General features: G+C 66.0%; 15 protein-coding genes and 1 pseudogene. 7 read left to right on the forward strand and 9 right to left on the reverse strand.

Annotated elements, in window-relative coordinates; translation table 11 throughout:
• The first annotated feature begins 227 nt into the window (after positions 1-227).
• Positions 228-2,282, forward strand: coding sequence for a DNA topoisomerase IV subunit B (gene parE, locus NUU27_RS22010; RefSeq protein WP_257764450.1), 2,055 nt, complete (start codon positions 228-230; stop codon positions 2,280-2,282).
• Between the two features lie 24 nt (positions 2,283-2,306).
• Here the strand turns inward: parE and NUU27_RS22015 are convergent, their stop codons facing one another.
• Complete coding sequence (locus NUU27_RS22015) at positions 2,307-3,476, reverse strand: DUF2336 domain-containing protein (RefSeq protein WP_257764451.1); 1,170 nt, start codon at positions 3,474-3,476, stop codon at positions 2,307-2,309.
• Between the two features lie 111 nt (positions 3,477-3,587).
• Here NUU27_RS22015 and NUU27_RS22020 point away from each other — a divergent pair, with 111 nt between their 5' ends.
• The gene (locus NUU27_RS22020) at positions 3,588-4,043 is read left to right on the forward strand and encodes a MaoC family dehydratase (RefSeq protein ID WP_257764452.1); all 456 of its coding nucleotides are present in this window, start codon (positions 3,588-3,590) and stop codon (positions 4,041-4,043) included.
• 2 nt (positions 4,044-4,045) lie between these two features.
• A complete protein-coding gene (locus NUU27_RS22025; protein WP_257764453.1) occupies positions 4,046-4,921 on the forward strand; it encodes a CoA ester lyase in 876 nt (291 codons plus the stop codon).
• A 4-nt stretch (positions 4,922-4,925) separates the two neighbouring features.
• Here NUU27_RS22025 and NUU27_RS22030 read toward each other — a convergent pair whose 3' ends face one another.
• From NUU27_RS22030 to NUU27_RS22040, 3 genes are all read right to left on the reverse strand, one after another.
• Complete coding sequence (locus NUU27_RS22030; protein ID WP_257764454.1) at positions 4,926-5,471, reverse strand: hypothetical protein; 546 nt, start codon at positions 5,469-5,471, stop codon at positions 4,926-4,928.
• Positions 5,472-5,629: 158 nt separating this feature from the next.
• Positions 5,630-6,238 carry a flavin reductase family protein gene (locus NUU27_RS22035; protein ID WP_257764455.1) on the reverse strand — a complete coding sequence of 203 codons (609 nt, stop codon included), beginning with the start codon at positions 6,236-6,238 and terminating at the stop codon, positions 5,630-5,632.
• 266 nt (positions 6,239-6,504) lie between these two features.
• Positions 6,505-7,083, reverse strand: coding sequence for a nitroreductase (locus tag NUU27_RS22040; RefSeq protein ID WP_257764456.1), 579 nt, complete (start codon positions 7,081-7,083; stop codon positions 6,505-6,507).
• 125 nt (positions 7,084-7,208) lie between these two features.
• Here NUU27_RS22040 and NUU27_RS22045 point away from each other — a divergent pair, with 125 nt between their 5' ends.
• Entirely contained in the window at positions 7,209-8,177 is a 969-nt protein-coding gene (locus NUU27_RS22045) for a hypothetical protein (RefSeq protein WP_257764464.1), read from the forward strand.
• A gap of 116 nt (positions 8,178-8,293) precedes the next feature.
• On the opposite strand, the gene thrS is transcribed toward NUU27_RS22045, so the two are convergent.
• The 3 genes from thrS to NUU27_RS22060 all read right to left on the reverse strand — a co-directional run bounded on the left by thrS (position 8,294) and on the right by NUU27_RS22060 (position 11,278).
• On the reverse strand, positions 8,294-10,279 hold the full coding sequence (gene thrS, locus NUU27_RS22050) for a threonine--tRNA ligase (RefSeq protein ID WP_257764457.1): 1,986 nt from the start codon (positions 10,277-10,279) through the stop codon (positions 8,294-8,296).
• A gap of 206 nt (positions 10,280-10,485) precedes the next feature.
• The gene (gene yidD / locus NUU27_RS22055) at positions 10,486-10,827 is read right to left on the reverse strand and encodes a membrane protein insertion efficiency factor YidD (protein WP_257764458.1); all 342 of its coding nucleotides are present in this window, start codon (positions 10,825-10,827) and stop codon (positions 10,486-10,488) included.
• A gap of 4 nt (positions 10,828-10,831) precedes the next feature.
• On the reverse strand, positions 10,832-11,278 hold the full coding sequence (locus NUU27_RS22060) for an iron-sulfur cluster assembly scaffold protein (protein ID WP_257764459.1): 447 nt from the start codon (positions 11,276-11,278) through the stop codon (positions 10,832-10,834).
• 377 nt (positions 11,279-11,655) lie between these two features.
• On the opposite strand from NUU27_RS22060, the gene folE reads away from it, so the two are divergent.
• From folE to NUU27_RS22075, 3 genes are all read left to right on the forward strand, one after another.
• On the forward strand, positions 11,656-12,321 hold the full coding sequence (folE, locus tag NUU27_RS22065) for a GTP cyclohydrolase I FolE (RefSeq protein ID WP_374567903.1): 666 nt from the start codon (positions 11,656-11,658) through the stop codon (positions 12,319-12,321).
• Positions 12,321-12,758, forward strand: coding sequence for a phosphoribosyl-AMP cyclohydrolase (hisI, locus tag NUU27_RS22070; RefSeq protein WP_257764461.1), 438 nt, complete (start codon positions 12,321-12,323; stop codon positions 12,756-12,758). Before folE ends, hisI begins: the two co-directional genes overlap by 1 nt.
• Positions 12,759-13,032: 274 nt before the next feature.
• Positions 13,033-14,010: a patatin family protein gene (locus tag NUU27_RS22075; RefSeq protein ID WP_257764462.1), complete on the forward strand. Its 978-nt coding sequence runs from the start codon at positions 13,033-13,035 to the stop codon at positions 14,008-14,010.
• 15 nt (positions 14,011-14,025) lie between these two features.
• On the opposite strand, the gene recJ is transcribed toward NUU27_RS22075, so the two are convergent.
• Positions 14,026-15,813: a single-stranded-DNA-specific exonuclease RecJ gene (recJ, locus tag NUU27_RS22080; protein ID WP_257764463.1), complete on the reverse strand. Its 1,788-nt coding sequence runs from the start codon at positions 15,811-15,813 to the stop codon at positions 14,026-14,028.
• Between the two features lie 285 nt (positions 15,814-16,098).
• Positions 16,099-16,266 (reverse strand): annotated as a pseudogene (locus tag NUU27_RS22085) (GIY-YIG nuclease family protein); the annotation flags it as partial.

Below are 16,266 nucleotides of genomic sequence, written 5' to 3' on the forward strand. Positions count from 1 at the left end.
GACCTTCGCCGCGGCCCGCTCATGTGGAAAACCCGGCTCCGGGCGTGGCCGCGCGCCCTCTCATTCTGCTTTTCCGCATTTCTGCCCGCATCAGGTGATTCCACCCGACCGCAAAATGCTGTAAAGCGCTCCCGTACCATCCGAACGGAACCGGAACGACCTTCGCTTTGCCTTGGAATCCATGGCAAACTGCGGGGTGATTCGCGGGACAGGAAGCCACACGCCCTATGGACGACAACAACGACCTTTTCGCCGGCCTGACCAACAATATCGAGCGCGCCAAGGCGCCTGAGCCGGCGGTCGAGCGCAAGGCACGCCCGGCAGCGGCACGCCCGGCGCCGGCGCAAACGGGAAGCGACGGATACAACGCCGCCGACATCGAGGTGCTCGAGGGGCTGGAGCCGGTGCGTCGCCGCCCCGGCATGTATATCGGCGGCACCGACGACAAGGCGCTCCACCATCTCTTTGCCGAGGTGATCGACAATTCGATGGACGAAGCCGTGGCGGGCCACGCCACCTTCATCGAGGTGGAACTCGACGAGGACGGCTTCCTGGCGGTCACCGACAATGGCCGCGGCATCCCGGTCGACCCGCACCCCAAGTTCAAGGACAAGTCGGCCCTCGAGATCATCATGACCACGCTGCATGCCGGCGGCAAGTTCGACTCCAAGGTCTATGAAACCTCGGGCGGCCTGCACGGCGTCGGCGTTTCGGTCGTCAACGCCCTCTCGGAAGTGCTGGAGGTGGAGGTCGCCCGCAACCGCCAGCTTTTCCGGCAGACCTTTTCGCGCGGCCTGCCGCAGGGCGGCCTCGAAAAGCTGGGCGAGGTGCACAACCGGCGCGGCACCAAGGTGCGCTTCAAGCCCGACGCGGATATTTTCGGCAGGGATGCGAAGTTCCAGCCGGCGCGCCTTTATCGGATGGCCCGCTCGAAGGCCTATCTGTTCGGCGGCGTCGAGATCCGCTGGTTCTGCGCCCCTTCCCTTCTCGGCGAGAAGGACGAGACCCCGCAGAAGGCGACCTTCCATTTCCCCGGCGGCCTGAAGGACTTTCTGACCGCCTCGCTCGGCGGCGAGTTCCAGGTCACCAAGGAGGTGTTCGCCGGCCGCAGCGAGAAGACCGCGGGCCACGGCGCGGTCGAATGGGCCGTCACCTGGTATGGCGGCGACGCCATGCTGAATTCCTACTGCAACACCGTGCCGACGCCCGAGGGCGGCACGCATGAATCCGGTTTCCGCAACGCGCTCCTGCGCGGCCTGCGCGGCTATGCCGACCTCACCGGCAACAAGCGCGCATCGATCATCACCGCCGAAGACGTCATGATCTCGGCCGCCGGCATGCTCTCGGTTTTCATTCGGGAGCCGGAATTCGTCGGGCAGACCAAGGACAAGCTGGCCACGGCCGCTGCCATGCGCATCGTGGAGAACGCGGTTCGCGACCCGTTCGATCACTGGCTGGCCGACAATCCCCAGGAGGCGTCCAAGCTGCTCGACTGGGTGGTGGCCCGCGCCGACGAGCGCCTGCGCCGCCGCCAGGAACGCGAAGTCAGCCGCAAGAGCGCCGTGCGCAAGCTGCGCCTGCCCGGCAAGCTCGCCGACTGCACCATGAGTGCGGCGGCCGGCGCCGAGATCTTCATCGTCGAAGGCGATTCGGCCGGCGGCTCGGCCAAGCAGGCGCGCGACCGCGCCAGCCAGGCCGTCCTGCCGCTGCGCGGCAAGATCCTCAACGTCGCCAGCGCCGGCTCCGGCAAGCTCGCCGCCAACCAGCAGATCTCGGACCTCGTCCAGGCGCTGGGATGCGGCACGCGCTCCAAATACCGCGAGGACGACCTGCGCTACGACCGCGTCATCATCATGACCGACGCCGATGTCGACGGGGCGCACATCGCCTCCCTGCTCATCACCTTCTTCTATCAGGAGATGCCGCAACTGATCGAGAACGGCCATCTCTATCTGGCCGTGCCGCCGCTCTACCGGATCAGCCAGGGCGGCAAGACCATGTATGCGCGCGACGATGCGCACAAGGACGAGCTGCTGGCGACCGAATTCACCGGCCGTGGCAAGGTCGAGATCGGTCGCTTCAAGGGCCTCGGCGAGATGATGGCGAGCCAGCTCAAGGAGACCACGATGGACCCGAAGAAGCGCACCCTGTTGCGCGTCTCGGTGATCGACGGTCAGGACGCGACCAAGGACGCCATCGACGCGCTGATGGGAACCAAGCCGGAAGCCCGCTTCCGCTTCATCCAGGACAACGCCGAGTTCGCCGAAGAGCTGGATATCTGATCCCGCCGAGCACTTGTGGTGCCGTCAGGCGGCGGCGATCGCCTGTGCCTGCAGGCGGGCGTTTTCGCGCAGCGCGTCGAGATGGATGCCGCGCAGCAGGGTGGCGAGCTCCGCAAGCTGCGGCGCCGGCCCGGCCTGTCCGGACGTGGCGCCGATGCTGTGGAGCATCAGCCATGAAACTTCCTGCGCGCCGGCCAGCCGCTTGCCGCGCGCCACCTCACGCCAAACGCCGAGCGCCTTGAGGATCGGCATGTTCATTTCCCTGCCGAGCCCGGCCTTTTGCAGTAGCGCGGCGACAGCGACGTCCCTGCCATTGGCCAGAAGCGAGCGAATGCGCGCCTCCGTCTGACCGGTCAGGGCAACCAGAACCGCGCCGAAGAAATCGATCTTGCCATGCGCCACCATGCGCACGATGAAACCGGCGGACAGGTCGCCGTGCAGCCGCAGGTGCTCGACGAGCGCGGTGTGCTCCATCGGCCCGATCGTCTCGATCAGCTTCAGCGACGCCCGCACGCAGGCCTCGCGCGTCAGCCGCTCCGCACGGGCTGCCCCGACCAGCGCCTTGACGAGCGGCGCATCGCGCAGGGTCTCGCCAAGCTGGATCAGCAGCATGTGCCGGCACTCGGGCGGCAGCCGCCGATCCCGGATCAGCATCTCGCGCAAGCTGGCATCCGAACCATGCCGCTCGACCATCCGCCTGAAGGACAGGCCGGCGATGTCTGCGCCGGCGTTCTCGAGCAACGCCCGGCACGCGGCCGCGGATCCCACCTCGGCGATCGCCGCCGAAACGCCCATGGAGAGCTGCGGACGCAGAGCCACAAGGCACTGCGTCGCCTCGCGTCCCTCGGCGACGCGCTCGATCAGGTCCGTATCGGAAAGGACGGGCGAGCGCGCCAGAACAGGCGCCGCCACGTCCGGCTGGTCGGCGGCGAGCGCCGCCACCACCTGAACCGGGGCATGCCGGCTGAGCGACAGCGCTTCCGCCAGCGCCGCCCGCACCTTGGACGAGGGATCGTCCAGAAGCGCCGTCAGCGCCGCTTCCGCCGCGCAGCGGTCTTCGAAGGTGAGAGTCCCCCCGAGATAGGCCCTTGCCAGCGCCGCCGCCGCCGCGGCGCGCTCATTCACCTTGGCCGTCTCGGTCCATTTCAGGAAATGCTGAACCACCTGCACCGTCGCCCCATGCTCCCGCCCCATATCCTGTGACCCTAGCGGGAATTCGTATAGGAAACGTTTACCATAACGGTCGGCTTGCGGCGCGACCGGCGCCCGCCTATCAAGGGACAAGAGGTCGATTGGAGGAGTGCGATGGCCGGTCTTTATCTGCAGCAGTTCGAACCGGGACAGGTGTTTCAGCACGCGCTGCGCAAAACGGTGACGGAAAGCGACAACATGCTGTTCTCCGTGATGACGCTCAATCCCCAGCCGCTGCACATCGATTTCGACTTCGCCGCCAGGAGCGAGTGGGGCAAGCCGCTGGTCAACTCGCTGTTCACGCTTGGCCTGATGATCGGCATCTCGGTGCATGACACGACGCTCGGAACGACGATCGGCAATCTCGGCATGACGGACACGAGCTTTCCGCATCCGGTCTTCCACGGCGACACGATCCGCGTCGAGACCGAGGTCAGGTCGGTGCGCGCATCGAAGTCGAAACCGGACCGCGGCATCGTCGAGTTCGAGCACCGCGCCTTTAACCAGGACGACAAGCTGGTGGCCCGCTGCATCCGTCAGGCGATGATCGTCAGGAAGGCGGAAGCCTGACGATGCGCTCCCTTCTGTTCGTTCCCGCAGATTCAGAACGCAAGCTCGAAAAGGCCCTGGGCTCGGCCGCCGACGTCCTGATCATCGACCTCGAGGATTCCGTCAGCCTCGACCGCAAGCCGGCGGCGCGCAGCACGACGGCCGCGTTCCTCGCCGGCGCACGCGGCAGGACGGCGGCCAGGCTCTATGTCCGCGTCAACGGCCTGACGACCGGCCTCACCGACGACGACCTTTCCGCCGTCATGGCCGAGCGCCCCGACGGCGTGATGCTGCCGAAGGCCGAGGGCGGCGCAGACGTCGCCCGCCTTGCCGCCACCTTGCGCGTGCACGAGGCGGAGCACGGCATCGAGGACGGCGCCACGCGCGTCCTGCCGATCATCACCGAAACGGCGATGGGCGTGCTCAACGCGGCGAGCTACCGCGGCGCGAGCCCGCGCCTTGCCGGCCTCACCTGGGGCGCCGAAGACCTTTCGGCCGATGTCGGCGCGCTGGCCGCACGCACCGAAGACGGGAGCTACACCGACCTTTTCCGCCTCGCCCGTTCCATGACGCTGCTCGCGGCAGCCGCAGCCGGCGTTCCTGCCATCGACACGGTGGTTCCGGATTTTTCCGACATGGAGGCGTTCGAGCGGGATTGCCGAACCGCGGCGCGTGACGGCTTCGTCGCCAAGATGGCGATCCATCCGGCGCAGGTGCCGGCCATCAACGCGGCCTTCACCCCTGCTCCCGAGGAGATCGAAAAGGCGCGCGCGGTGGTGGAGGCTTTCGCAAAAGCCGGCGATGCAGGCGTCGTCAACATCGGCGGGCGCATGTATGACCGGCCGCATCTGGCGCTCGCCGAGCGGGTCCTTGCCCGCAGCGGCGGGCGGGAAACGTGAGGCGCTACTCGACCGCGATGTAGAAGACCGACCAGACCCAGGTCTTTTCCTCGTCTTCCGTCGCCTTGCGGCCGGCCGTGTCGTAGACGAGCCACAGCGGCCCATGCCCGCCGATGCCGAGCGGCTTGCCGCCGGCCTTGCTCGCCAGGATCCAATCCTGCGCGGTAAGCCTCTCCGGCGTCATCTCGAGCCCAAACCCATCGAGCGCATAGAGCGTGACCGTTCCACCTTCGGCTCCCGCCGCTGCCAGCACATCCTTGAGCCGAGGCCCCTCCATCGCGATCGCGCCCGGCCAGTCCTCGACATCCGCGTCGACGGTGATGGATTGCTGCGGCAGCGCGGCGAGCGCCCGGGCGTCGAGCTCGAATGCTTTTTCGAACGTCTTGTCGTGATAGTTCAGGAACCCGTCGGTGAACGGATCGAACGGGCCGCGATTGGTGTTAGCGACCTTGCCGGCGACGGTCACAAGGGCGCCGTCGGCAAGAGCAGAGGTGATCGCCCCGGCCAGCACGGACATGACAACGGTGAAGATGACGACGAGCCTGCGCATGGTTCCCTCCCTAAGCTTCGACGGCTGGTGGAAAGTGACACTCGCCGACCGCCCATGCAAGCGCCAGCGCATCGGCCCGAAAATCGGAATCGATTTTCGGAAAGCACGATGCGCAGATTCAAAGTCTTACGGCGGTTCGCGGCGCGTTGCCTCGCCGCTCATTCCTGTGTCCAGCGAGGGCGGATCATCTCGAAGACCTCCGTCACCGCCGCATAGTCCCGATAGCCGAGACGGGCCAGATTGCCGGCCGCCACCGCATCGAACCGGCCGTTGCGCAGCACCGCCTCGTCGATATGGACGCCGACCACCTCGCCGGTCACGACGATCACGCCGGCCGGCTTCCCGCCGAGGCCGAGCGGCCGCCGCACCTCGGTGACCTTGCACTCCAGCGCCGCATGGCACTCGGCGACACGGGGCGGCGCGACCAGCCTCGACGGGGCCTCCGTCACCCCCGCATAGGCGAACTCGCTGATCCCGCGCGGCGCATCGACGGAGCTGGCATTGAGCTTCTCGGCCAGGTCCATGGAAGCAAGGTTGACGACGAACTCGCCATTCTCCTCGGCGAAGGTCGCGCTGTCCTTGGCGCCCTCGGAGGAGAAGCAGACGAGATGCGGATCCGACGAGATCGCGTTGAAGAAGGAGTAGGGGGCAAGATTCGCCACCCCGTCGGCTCCGATGGTGGAGATCCAGCCGATCGGCCGCGGCGCGACGATCGCCTTGAACGGGTCGTGCGGGAGCCCGTGGCCCTTTTCCGGTTCGTAGAACATCATGTCTCCTAGAGCGCCGTGCGTCCTTTTGGACGCACAAAGGACGCTCTATCTCTTTGTTTTTCCGCATTTATGCGGACGTCAGGTGATTCCACCTGACTGCAAAATGCTATAGTGGTGCGATCCCAACAGATAGTACCCATCTGTTGGGAAAAATCGCCCCACCAGATCAATAACTTGTGGGCTGACTTGACGAAACGGAAGGGTACCATCTCTTTCGGTCAGACCACTGGTACCCTACCCCGATCAGAATGAATGCAAGGCTTTCATCTTGGGCCTTCGTAGGTCGAGATCAGCGCATCGACATCGGGGCGCGGGCGCTCCGGCACCTCCCCGTCGAAGCTGCCGATGTGGACGAAGCCGATCACCCGCTCGTCGGGCGCCAGCCCCAGGATGCGCCGCCCCTCGGCATCGTTCGAATACCAGTTGGTGATCAGGTTGGTGCCGTAGCCCATGGCGTTGGCCGCGATCATCAGGTTCATTGCCGCCATGCCGCCGGACAGGAAGAGTTCCCATTCGGGGATCGTCGGGCTCTTCTTCGGCACCGACACGACGCCGATGACGAGCGGCGCACGCGAGAAGCGGGTGCGTTCCTTCTCCAGCCGCATCTCGGGCAACGGCCCTTCGCGCTCCTGCGCCAGCTCCGCCAATTTCTCGCCGATCGCATGCCGGGCATCGCCGCGATAAAGGATGAAACGCCAGGGTGTCAGCCGGCCGTGATCCGGCACCCGCGCCGCCGCCGTCAGGATCGTCCGAATCTCCTCGTCGGAAGGCGCCGGCTCCGCCAGGTCCTGGATCGGCGCGGATTTGCGCGCGAGCATGAAATCGAGCACGGATGGATGCAATGTCTGTCTCCTGTGGGGTGGAATGCTTGCTGAACGCTTGGGCTGGCGACACCGCTGGCTACGCGACCGGCCTGAGATTGCACAATCGCCTTGAAATTGCCACCGGCTTGGGCTTCAAGTTCACCATGCGCCGTATCCCGCAGGCATGTCTTGCCCTGACAGTCATCGCCGGTTCTTCCTTGTCGGTGTCGCCCTCGGCGGCCCAGCAGGGCGCGTCCACGGCTGTCGACGGGCTGCGCCTGCCGGGTCTCACCAACTATGCCCCCGCCTCGCTCGATCGGTCCCTGGCCCTCGGCGAGAGCGGCGAGGTGACGCTTGCCGCCCATCTCACCGACGGCGGCGAGGAGATCCCGGGCGGCCTGGTCTGGCGCGTCTTCCGGACGGAGACCGGCCCCGACGAAAAGCTGCCCCTTGTGGCGACGGCGCGCGGCGGCACCGGCGTCTTCGAGCTTGCGCCAGGCAGCTATCTGGTGCATGCGGCCTACGGTCGGGCCGGCGTCACCAAGCGCATCACGGTCGGCAAGGGATCGTTGCGCGAGGACCTCGTGCTGGATGCCGGCGGCCTGCAGCTCAACGCGACGCTGTCCGGCGGCGTGCGCATCCCGCCCGGCCAGCTGCGCTTTTCGATCTACGAGGCCGGCGGCGAGGATTCGGTCGGCGATGGAGCGCTGATCATTCCCGATGTCGAGCCGGGCAGCATCGTCCGCCTCAACGCCGGCACCTATCACGTGGTGTCCAATTACGGCGCGGTCAACGCCGTCATCCGCTCCGACATCCGCGTCGAGGCCGGCAAGCTGACGGAAGCGACGGTGGAGCACCGGGCCGCCGACCTGACGCTCAAGCTGGTGCGCGAGCGCGGCGGCGAAGCCATTGCCGATACGGCCTGGTCCATCCTCACCGACACCGGCGAGATCGTCTACGAGACGGTCGGCGCCTACGCGTCGATGGTGCTTGCCGAAGGCGGCTACACCATCGTCGCCAAGAATCGCGACCGCATCTACCAGCGCGATTTCTCGGTCGTCCCGGGCCGCAACCAGGATGTCGAGCTCATGCCCACCGATCTTCTCGACGCCAACAACCAGTTTCCCGACTGATATCCGCCCAGCGTTCAGCCGCATTCCGGAGGGCTCGGCTCGCCGGAAGCGGCGGCTTCGAGCGGCCATATCTGCCCCCACGGGTGTGCGGGGACAGATTCCGGCAGTGAAAAAGCTCAGGCCGCCGCCGCGGCTCGCGCGCGGCGCTTCACGTCCGGCGGGGTTGCCTCCTCGACCAGCATCGCCGTCACCGCATCGAGCGACATCGACGCCTGGTCGCGGCTGCCGAGGCGGCGGATATTCACCGTCCCCTCCTCCGCCTCGCGCTTGCCGCAGACGAGGATGACCGGCACCTTGGCCAGCGAGTGCTCACGGACCTTGTAGTTGATCTTCTCGTTGCGCAGATCCGCTTCCGCCAACAGCCCCGCCTGCCGCAGCCGTTCGGTGACCTTCAGCGCATAATCGTCGGCGTCCGAGGTGATCGTCGCCACCACCACCTGCACCGGCGCGAACCAGAGCGGGAAATGGCCGGCGAAATTCTCGATCAGGATGCCCAGGAACCGCTCCATAGAGCCGCAGATGGCGCGATGCACCATGACCGGCTGCTTCTTCTCCGAATCCTGGTCGATGTAGAAGGCGCCGAAGCGCTCCGGCAGATTGAAGTCGATCTGCGTCGTGCCGCACTGCCATTCGCGGCCGATGGCGTCCTTCAGCACATAATCGAACTTCGGCCCGTAAAAGGCGCCGTCGCCGGGATTGATCGCCGTCTTGATGCGGTTGTCGGAGGCGGCGATCTTCTTCAGCACCCCCGCCATGATCTCCTCGGCATGATCCCACAGGGCGTCCGAGCCGACGCGCTTTTCAGGACGCGTGGAGAAGAAGACGGTGATCTCCTCGAAGCCGAAATCGGCATAGGTCGACAGGATCAGGTCGTTGATCTTGAGGCACTCGGCGGCAAGCTGATCCTCGGTGCAGAAGATGTGCGCGTCGTCCTGCGTGAAGCCGCGCACGCGCATCAGCCCGTGCAGGGCGCCGGACGGCTCGTAGCGATGGACGTTGCCGAATTCGGCAAGCCTGATCGGCAGATCCCGGTAGGACTTCAAGCCATGCTTGAAGATCTGCACATGGCCCGGACAGTTCATCGGCTTCAGCGCGAAGGTGCGCTTGTCCTCCGCCTCCGGATCGGCACACTGGACGGAGAACATGTTCTCCTTGTACCAGCCCCAGTGGCCAGAGGTCTCCCACAGGCTCTTGTCGAGCACCTGTGGCGCGTTGACCTCCTGGTAGCCGTCGGTGGCGAGCCTGCGGCGCATGTAGCTGACGAGGTTCTGGAACATCTTCCAGCCCTTGGCATGCCAGAAGACGACGCCCGGGCCTTCCTCCTGGAAATGAAACAGGTCCATCTCGCGGCCGAGGCGGCGGTGGTCGCGCTTTTCCGCCTCTTCCAGCATGTGGAGATACTGGTCGAGCTCCTCCTGCGTGTGCCAGGCGGTGCCGTAGATGCGCGTCAGCATCGGGTTGTTGGCGTCGCCGCGCCAATAGGCGCCGGCCACCTTCATCAGCTTGAAGGCCTTGCCGATCTGGCCGGTCGAGGCCATGTGCGGACCGCGGCACAGGTCGAACCACTCGCCCTGGGCGTAGATCTTCAGGTCCTGGTCTTCCGGGATCGCGTCGATCAGCTCGACCTTGTAGCTCTCGCCCTTGTCGGAAAAGACCTTTTTCGCCTTCTCGCGCGACCAGACTTCCTTGGTGAACGGCCTGTTGCGCTCGATGATCTCGCGCATCTTCTTCTCGATCGCCGGGAAATCCTCGGGCGTGAAGGGCTCGTTGCGCGCGAAGTCGTAATAGAAGCCGTTCTCAATGACCGGGCCTATGGTGACCTGGGTGCCCGGCCACAGCTCCTGCACGGCCTCGGCCAGCACATGGGCCGCGTCATGGCGGATGAGCTCCAGCGCGCGCGGATCCTCGCGCGTCACGATCTCCACCGCGCCGGAGGCGCCGACGGGATCGGAAAGATCGCGCAGCGTGCCGTCGAACGTGTAGGCGACCGCCTTCTTGGCGAGCGACTTGGAGATCGAGCCGGCAAGATCGGCGCCGGTCGTCGCCGCATCGTAGTCGCGGACGGAACCATCGGGAAATTTCAGGGAAACGGCCTCGGCCATAAGACTTCTCCTATCCAGTCCCGCCAACGAACGCGGGTGGTGACGATATGTTTGCAGGGGGCATGTAGCCGCATCGGGGCGGCGGGTAAAGGGGTGGAGAAGAGCGAATAGGGAATAGCGAGTAGCGAATAGAGAGTAATGGAGATTGAAGTGGAGGTGGGCGGGGCTTCTCTTCCCTATTCCCCCTATTCCCTACTCGCTATTCGCTACTCGCTATTCGCTCCTTTGCCATTCACCCTCCAATACCGCCACGGCGCCCACCATCTCAGCCGCGGTTGCAGCGTCTCCGGCACGAGGTCGACCCCGTGCGTGCCGCCCGGTCCGCAGCGCATGAAGCGGAACAGGCCCATCCAGCCGCCGGCCCACAGGCCGTGCCTGGCAACCGCCTCATAGGTGTATTCCGAGCAGGTGGGGAAATGGCGGCACGAGCCGCCGATGAAGCCGGACAGGGTGAGCTGGTAGAGACGCACCACGCCAATGCCGAACAACCGTCCCGGCGTCTTCGGCCACGGGCCCTGCCAATTGCGGCTGCGGATGGTTCCCGTCACGGTCTCAGGCGGCGGCGCCCGCGCGCGCCCTTTCGATCTGCTCGATGGCGTCGACCACCGCGTCGAAGGTCAGCAGCGTGGAAGCGTGACGCGCCTTGTAGCCGCGCACCGGCTCCAGATATTTCAGATCCCCGAAGCGGCCCTCGGGCGGCGGGCCGTCCTCCTTCAGCATGGCATACATCTGCTGCCGCACGTGGCGCAGCTCGTCGGCCCTGGCCCCCACCACATGGGCGGCCATGATGGAGGACGAGGCCTGGCCGAGCGCACAGGCCTTCACCTCATGGGCGAAATCCGTGATCGTGTCCCCGTCCATCTTGAGGTCGACCAGCACGGTGGAGCCGCACAGCTTGGAATGGGCCTTGGCAGTGGCGTCCGGATCGGAAAGACGGCCGATCCGGCCGATATTGCCGGCAAACCCCAGAATTTTTGCGTTGTAGACGTCGTCCAGCATGTTTTTTTCCAGATCGCCGCAAGCAAAGTGTCAGGATACTGCTCCCCAACCTTTCCTTCCCTGGCCAGCCACTTATATAATGTGGGCCGTGCGCCTGCGACAAGGGATGCGACCTAGTGGTGCGATTCCAACAGATGGTATCCATCTGTTGGGAAAAATCGCCCCACCAGAGCAATAACCTGCGGGCTGACTTGTCGAAACAGATGGGTACCATCTGTTCCGGTCAGACCACTGGGGAGGCAAACCCTCGCTGAGCGCCGGTTTCGTGCACGCCGCTGTCGGGCCGGGCTGAGAATAATTCTCCAAAACCCGCTGGATAAGGCCGTGAACCGTTCAACTCGTTCCTGCTCAGACAGGAACTACGGGAGACGCCTTCTATGGACGCCGTTATCAAGAATTTTCCGCCTCATGCCGAAAAGGGCAAGAACGCCGCGGAGAAGAGAGGCTTTATGGAGAAGCCTATCACCGATCGCCCCTCGCAGGAGGAAGTCGAGGCTGCCGTGCGCACGCTGTTACGCTGGACGGGCGACGACATCAATCGCGAGGGCCTCGTGGAGACGCCGCAGCGCGTTGCCAAGGCCTTCCGCGAAATGTTCGCCGGCTACGACCAGTGCCCGGCCGAAGAGCTCGGCCGCACCTTCGAGGAGGTGCAGGGCTACAACGACATGGTCCTCATCAAGGACATCTCGTTCCACTCCCACTGCGAGCATCACATGGTGCCGGTCATCGGCAAGGCGCATGTCGCCTACCTGCCGGACGGCAAGGTCGTCGGCCTGTCGAAGATCGCCCGCGTCGTCGACATCTTCGCCCGCCGGCTGCAGACCCAGGAAGCGATGACGGCGCAGATCGCCGGCGTCATCCAGGAGGTGCTGAAGCCGCGCGGCGTGGCGGTGCTGATCGAGGCGGAGCACATGTGCATGGCCATGCGCGGCATCCGCAAGCAGGGCTCGACGACGCTGACGACCACCTTCACCGGCGTCTTCAAGCAGGATCTGCAGGAGCAGAGCCGCTTCATGACCATGCTGCGCGACAAGCACGGCTGATGTCGTCGCTCGCCTTCCCTCCCGCTCCGTCGGACAAGGCCGCGCTCGAGGAAGGCGCGGTCTTCTCGCCGCGCTTCGATGCCGGCGGCCTGATCACGGCCGTCGTCACCGACGCCGGGACGGGCGCGCTGCTGATGGTCGCGCACATGAACGCCGAATCGCTCGCCCTGACGCTGGAGACGGGCATCGCCCACTACTGGTCGCGTTCGCGCAGCACGCTGTGGAAGAAGGGCGAGACCTCCGGCAACGTCCAGCACGTGGTGTCGATGACCACCGACTGCGACCAGGACGCCGTCCATCTCAGCGTCACCGTCGCCGGCGACGGCGCCACCTGCCACACCGGACGGCAAAGCTGCTTCTACCGTGAGGTGAGCCTTCGCGACGGGAAAGCGGCGCTCACCGATCGTCGTATGAAGCCTCTATCCCGCAAGGCCTGATCTGGTGGGGCGCTTTTTCTCAGCAGATGGGTACCATCTGTTGAGATCGCACCACTGGCTGACCGAAAGGAGGTCTCGATTTCTTGAACGGTCGGAGTATTTCTTGATCGGTCGGAGCATAGACTTCTACCCGCGCGACGCCCAATTAATATAGGAAAGAGGCAAGGCGTTTCAGGTGAGGGCCGCGTTGAACCGTCCGGTTCGCTGGCGCGACACACATTCACCAAATTGATACCGTCCTCGGGCATGATGCCTTTGGGACTAGGAGACAAGCATGCTCGACTGGGCGTCTCTACGCAGGAAGCAGGAAAGCCGGGAGATCGACGTCGTCCCTCCCGAGCCCCCACTGCCCGAGCCCGCACCGCACAAGGGTCGCGGCATCGCCGTGGCATTGGGCGGCGGCGCGGCGCGCGGCTGGGCGCATATCGGCGTCCTGCGGGCGCTGGACGAGGCCGGCATCCCGATCGGCATGATCGCCGGCACCTCGATCGGCGCGCTGGTCGGCGGTTGCTACCTGGCGGGCAAGCTGGATGAACTGGAAGAGTTCGCCCGCTCGCTCACCAAGCGCCGCATCTTCGGTCTCCTCGACATCAATTTCGGCGGCAGCGGCCTGTTTGGCGGCATGAAGCTGACGGCCCGCATGCAGGAACATCTGGAGGGCGTCACCTTCGAGGACCTGCCGAAGCCTTTCGTCTGCGTGGCGGCCGAGATCCGCACCGGGCACGAGATCTGGCTGTCGAGCGGCTCGCTGATCACCGCCATGCGCGCTTCCTACGCGCTGCCCGGCGTCTTCGAGCCGGTGACGTGCAACGGCCGTGTTCTGGTCGACGGCGCGCTGGTCAATCCGGTCCCGGTCTCCGCCTGCCGCGCCCACGAGCAGCCTCTGGTGATGGCGGTCAACCTGCATTACGACCTGTTCGGCAGAGCCGCCGTGATCAAGCACAGCGCCGACATGCCGCTCCAGACCGACCAAAAGGACGGCCAGAGCGAACTGGTGATCGACAAGGGGCAGCGCGGACGCGACCAGCGGCTGGGCATCACCGGCGTGATGGTCGAGGCCTTCAACATCATTCAGGACCGCATCTCGCGCGCCCGCATGGCGGGCGACCCACCGGATCTTGCCCTGCAGCCCAAGCTCGGCAATATCGGCCTGACGGAGTTCCACCGCGCCGGCGAGGCGATCGCCATCGGCTACGAGACCACGCAGGCCCGTCTGGCGGAGCTGGAACGCCTGCTCACCGTCCTCAAGTAGAGCGCGGCGGCAGCTTCAAGCGCCGGCGGCGTCCTGGATGCGCAACTGGACACGGCGATTGCCGTTCCAGTGATTGGCGGCGAGCGTCCCCGCCACGTGCAGGGTGTTTCCCCGGCTGTTGAACAGAAACGTCCCGAGATCCGTCTCGGCGGCGCGAAAGGCGATCGCCTCGATCCGCGCGCCGGTCTGCGAGCGCAGCTCCGCCTTGACATGCCCATTGCCGACGACGCGCGCATCGGCAAGCCGGTGGCGAGGCAGCGCGAGCACCGGCGTCGGATGGCCCGAGCCGTAGGGACCTGCCGTCTCCAGCGCGTCGAGCAACGCCAGACCTGCCCCTTCGGCCGAAAGCGCGGCATCGATCTTGAGGCTCTCCGCGTCGCGCAGGCGCATCACGGCCGCCGCCGCCCGCTCTTCGAAGAAGGCGCGTAACCGGCCGAGCATCGCCCGCTCGACGGTGATGCCGGCCGCCATGGCATGGCCGCCGCCCTTGACGAGCAGCCCCTCGGCCACCGCCTCGCGCACCAGCTTGCCGAGATCGAAGCCGGGGATCGAGCGTCCCGAGCCGGTGCCCCGGCCGTTCGGATCGAAGGCGATGGCAAAGGCCGGCCGCCGGGCGTGGTCCTTCAGGCGCGAGGCGATCAGCCCGACGATGCCCGGATGCCAGCGCTCGCTCGCCGTGACCAGGACCGCGGGCCCCTCGCCCGCCATCAGCTCTGCGTCGGCCTCGGCGCGCGCCTCGGCCAGCATTACCATTTCCATGTCCTGGCGCTCGGTGTTGAGCCGGTCGAGGGTCTCGGCGATGCTCGCCGCCTCTACCGGATCGTCGCCGGCGAGCAGGTTGCTGCCGAGCGCCGCATTGCCGATCCGGCCGCCGGCGTTGATGCGCGGTCCGATCATGAACCCGAGGTGATAGGGATTGAGCGGCTCGCCGATGCGCGACACGCGCGCCAGGGCAGCAAGCCCCGGCGTCTCCATCCGCCGCGCGGCGAGAAGCCCCTTGACGACGAAGGCGCGGTTGACGCCGACGAGCGGCACCACGTCGCAGACGGTGCCCAGCGCGACGAGGTCGAGCATGCCGAGCAGGGCGGGCGGCGCCTTCGCCGTTCCTCCCTGGCGCAGGTGCTTGACGGTCTGCACCAGCGCCAGGAAGACGACGCCGGCGGCGCAAAGATGCCCCTGCCCCGACAGATCGTCCTCGCGGTTGGGATTGACGGTGGCCACCGCCGGCGGCAGCTCGCCGCCCACCTGGTGATGGTCGAGCACCACGACATCGGCGCCGGCCGCATTTGCAGCTTCGATTGCCTCGGCGCTGTTGGTGCCGCAATCGACCGTGACGATGAGGCTCGCGCCGCGCCGGGCAAGCTCGCGCATCGCGGCGGGGTTGGGCCCGTAGCCCTCGAAGATGCGATCGGGAATGTAGATCTCCGCCTCGACGCCATAATGGGCGAGAAAGCGCTTCATCATGGCCGACGAGGCCGCCCCGTCCACGTCGTAATCGCCGAAAACCGCCACCTTCTCGCCGCGCCTGACGGCATCGGCGATGCGCCCGGCAGCCTTGTCCATGTCGGTCAGCGTCGCCGGATCGGGCAAGAGGTCGCGAATGGTGGGAAGAAGAAAGCGCTCCGCATCGTCCTGACCGACCCCGCGGCCCGCCAGAACGCGCGCTACGATCTCGGGAATGCCGTGGCTCTGCGCGATAGCCAGCGCGACGTTCTCGCCGCGCGGGTCGAGGCGATGCTCCCAGGCAAGGCCGCGGGCCGATTGCCGGACATCGAGGAAATATCGTTTGTCGCCTGTCGTCATCGTCGCTTTCGTTTCATAGCGGCGAAGCAAAGGCAAGCAGGGCGATGCGCTTTGGTCCCGGCGAATGAAAACCCGTCCGATCGCGCCGGCGCCCGCCGGTAGTGTTGCGGCATGGATCCTCGGGTCGGGGCCCGAGGATGACGATCGGTGGAAACAGTGATACCAATCGCCCACGCTGGTGAATGACATGAAACTTTCTGTCAGTCGTCATCCTCGGGCCCCGACCCGAGGATCCATGCCGGACGCCGGTATTGGCACCACCGCGCAAAATGGCCGACCGGACCTTCACCATCCCCAGCCGCGGAGCAACTCGTTCCAGTCGGGATTTTCCCGCTCGATCAGCGCAATCTTCCAACTCCGCGACCAGCGCTTGAGCGATTTCTCGCGTTGAATCGCGTCGCGGATGTCGAAATGCTCTTCGTACCAGACGAGCCGATGAGCCCCGTAGCGACT

It is taken from the genome of Nitratireductor sp. ZSWI3 (assembly GCF_024655565.1).
Lineage (GTDB): Bacteria > Pseudomonadota > Alphaproteobacteria > Rhizobiales > Rhizobiaceae > Nitratireductor.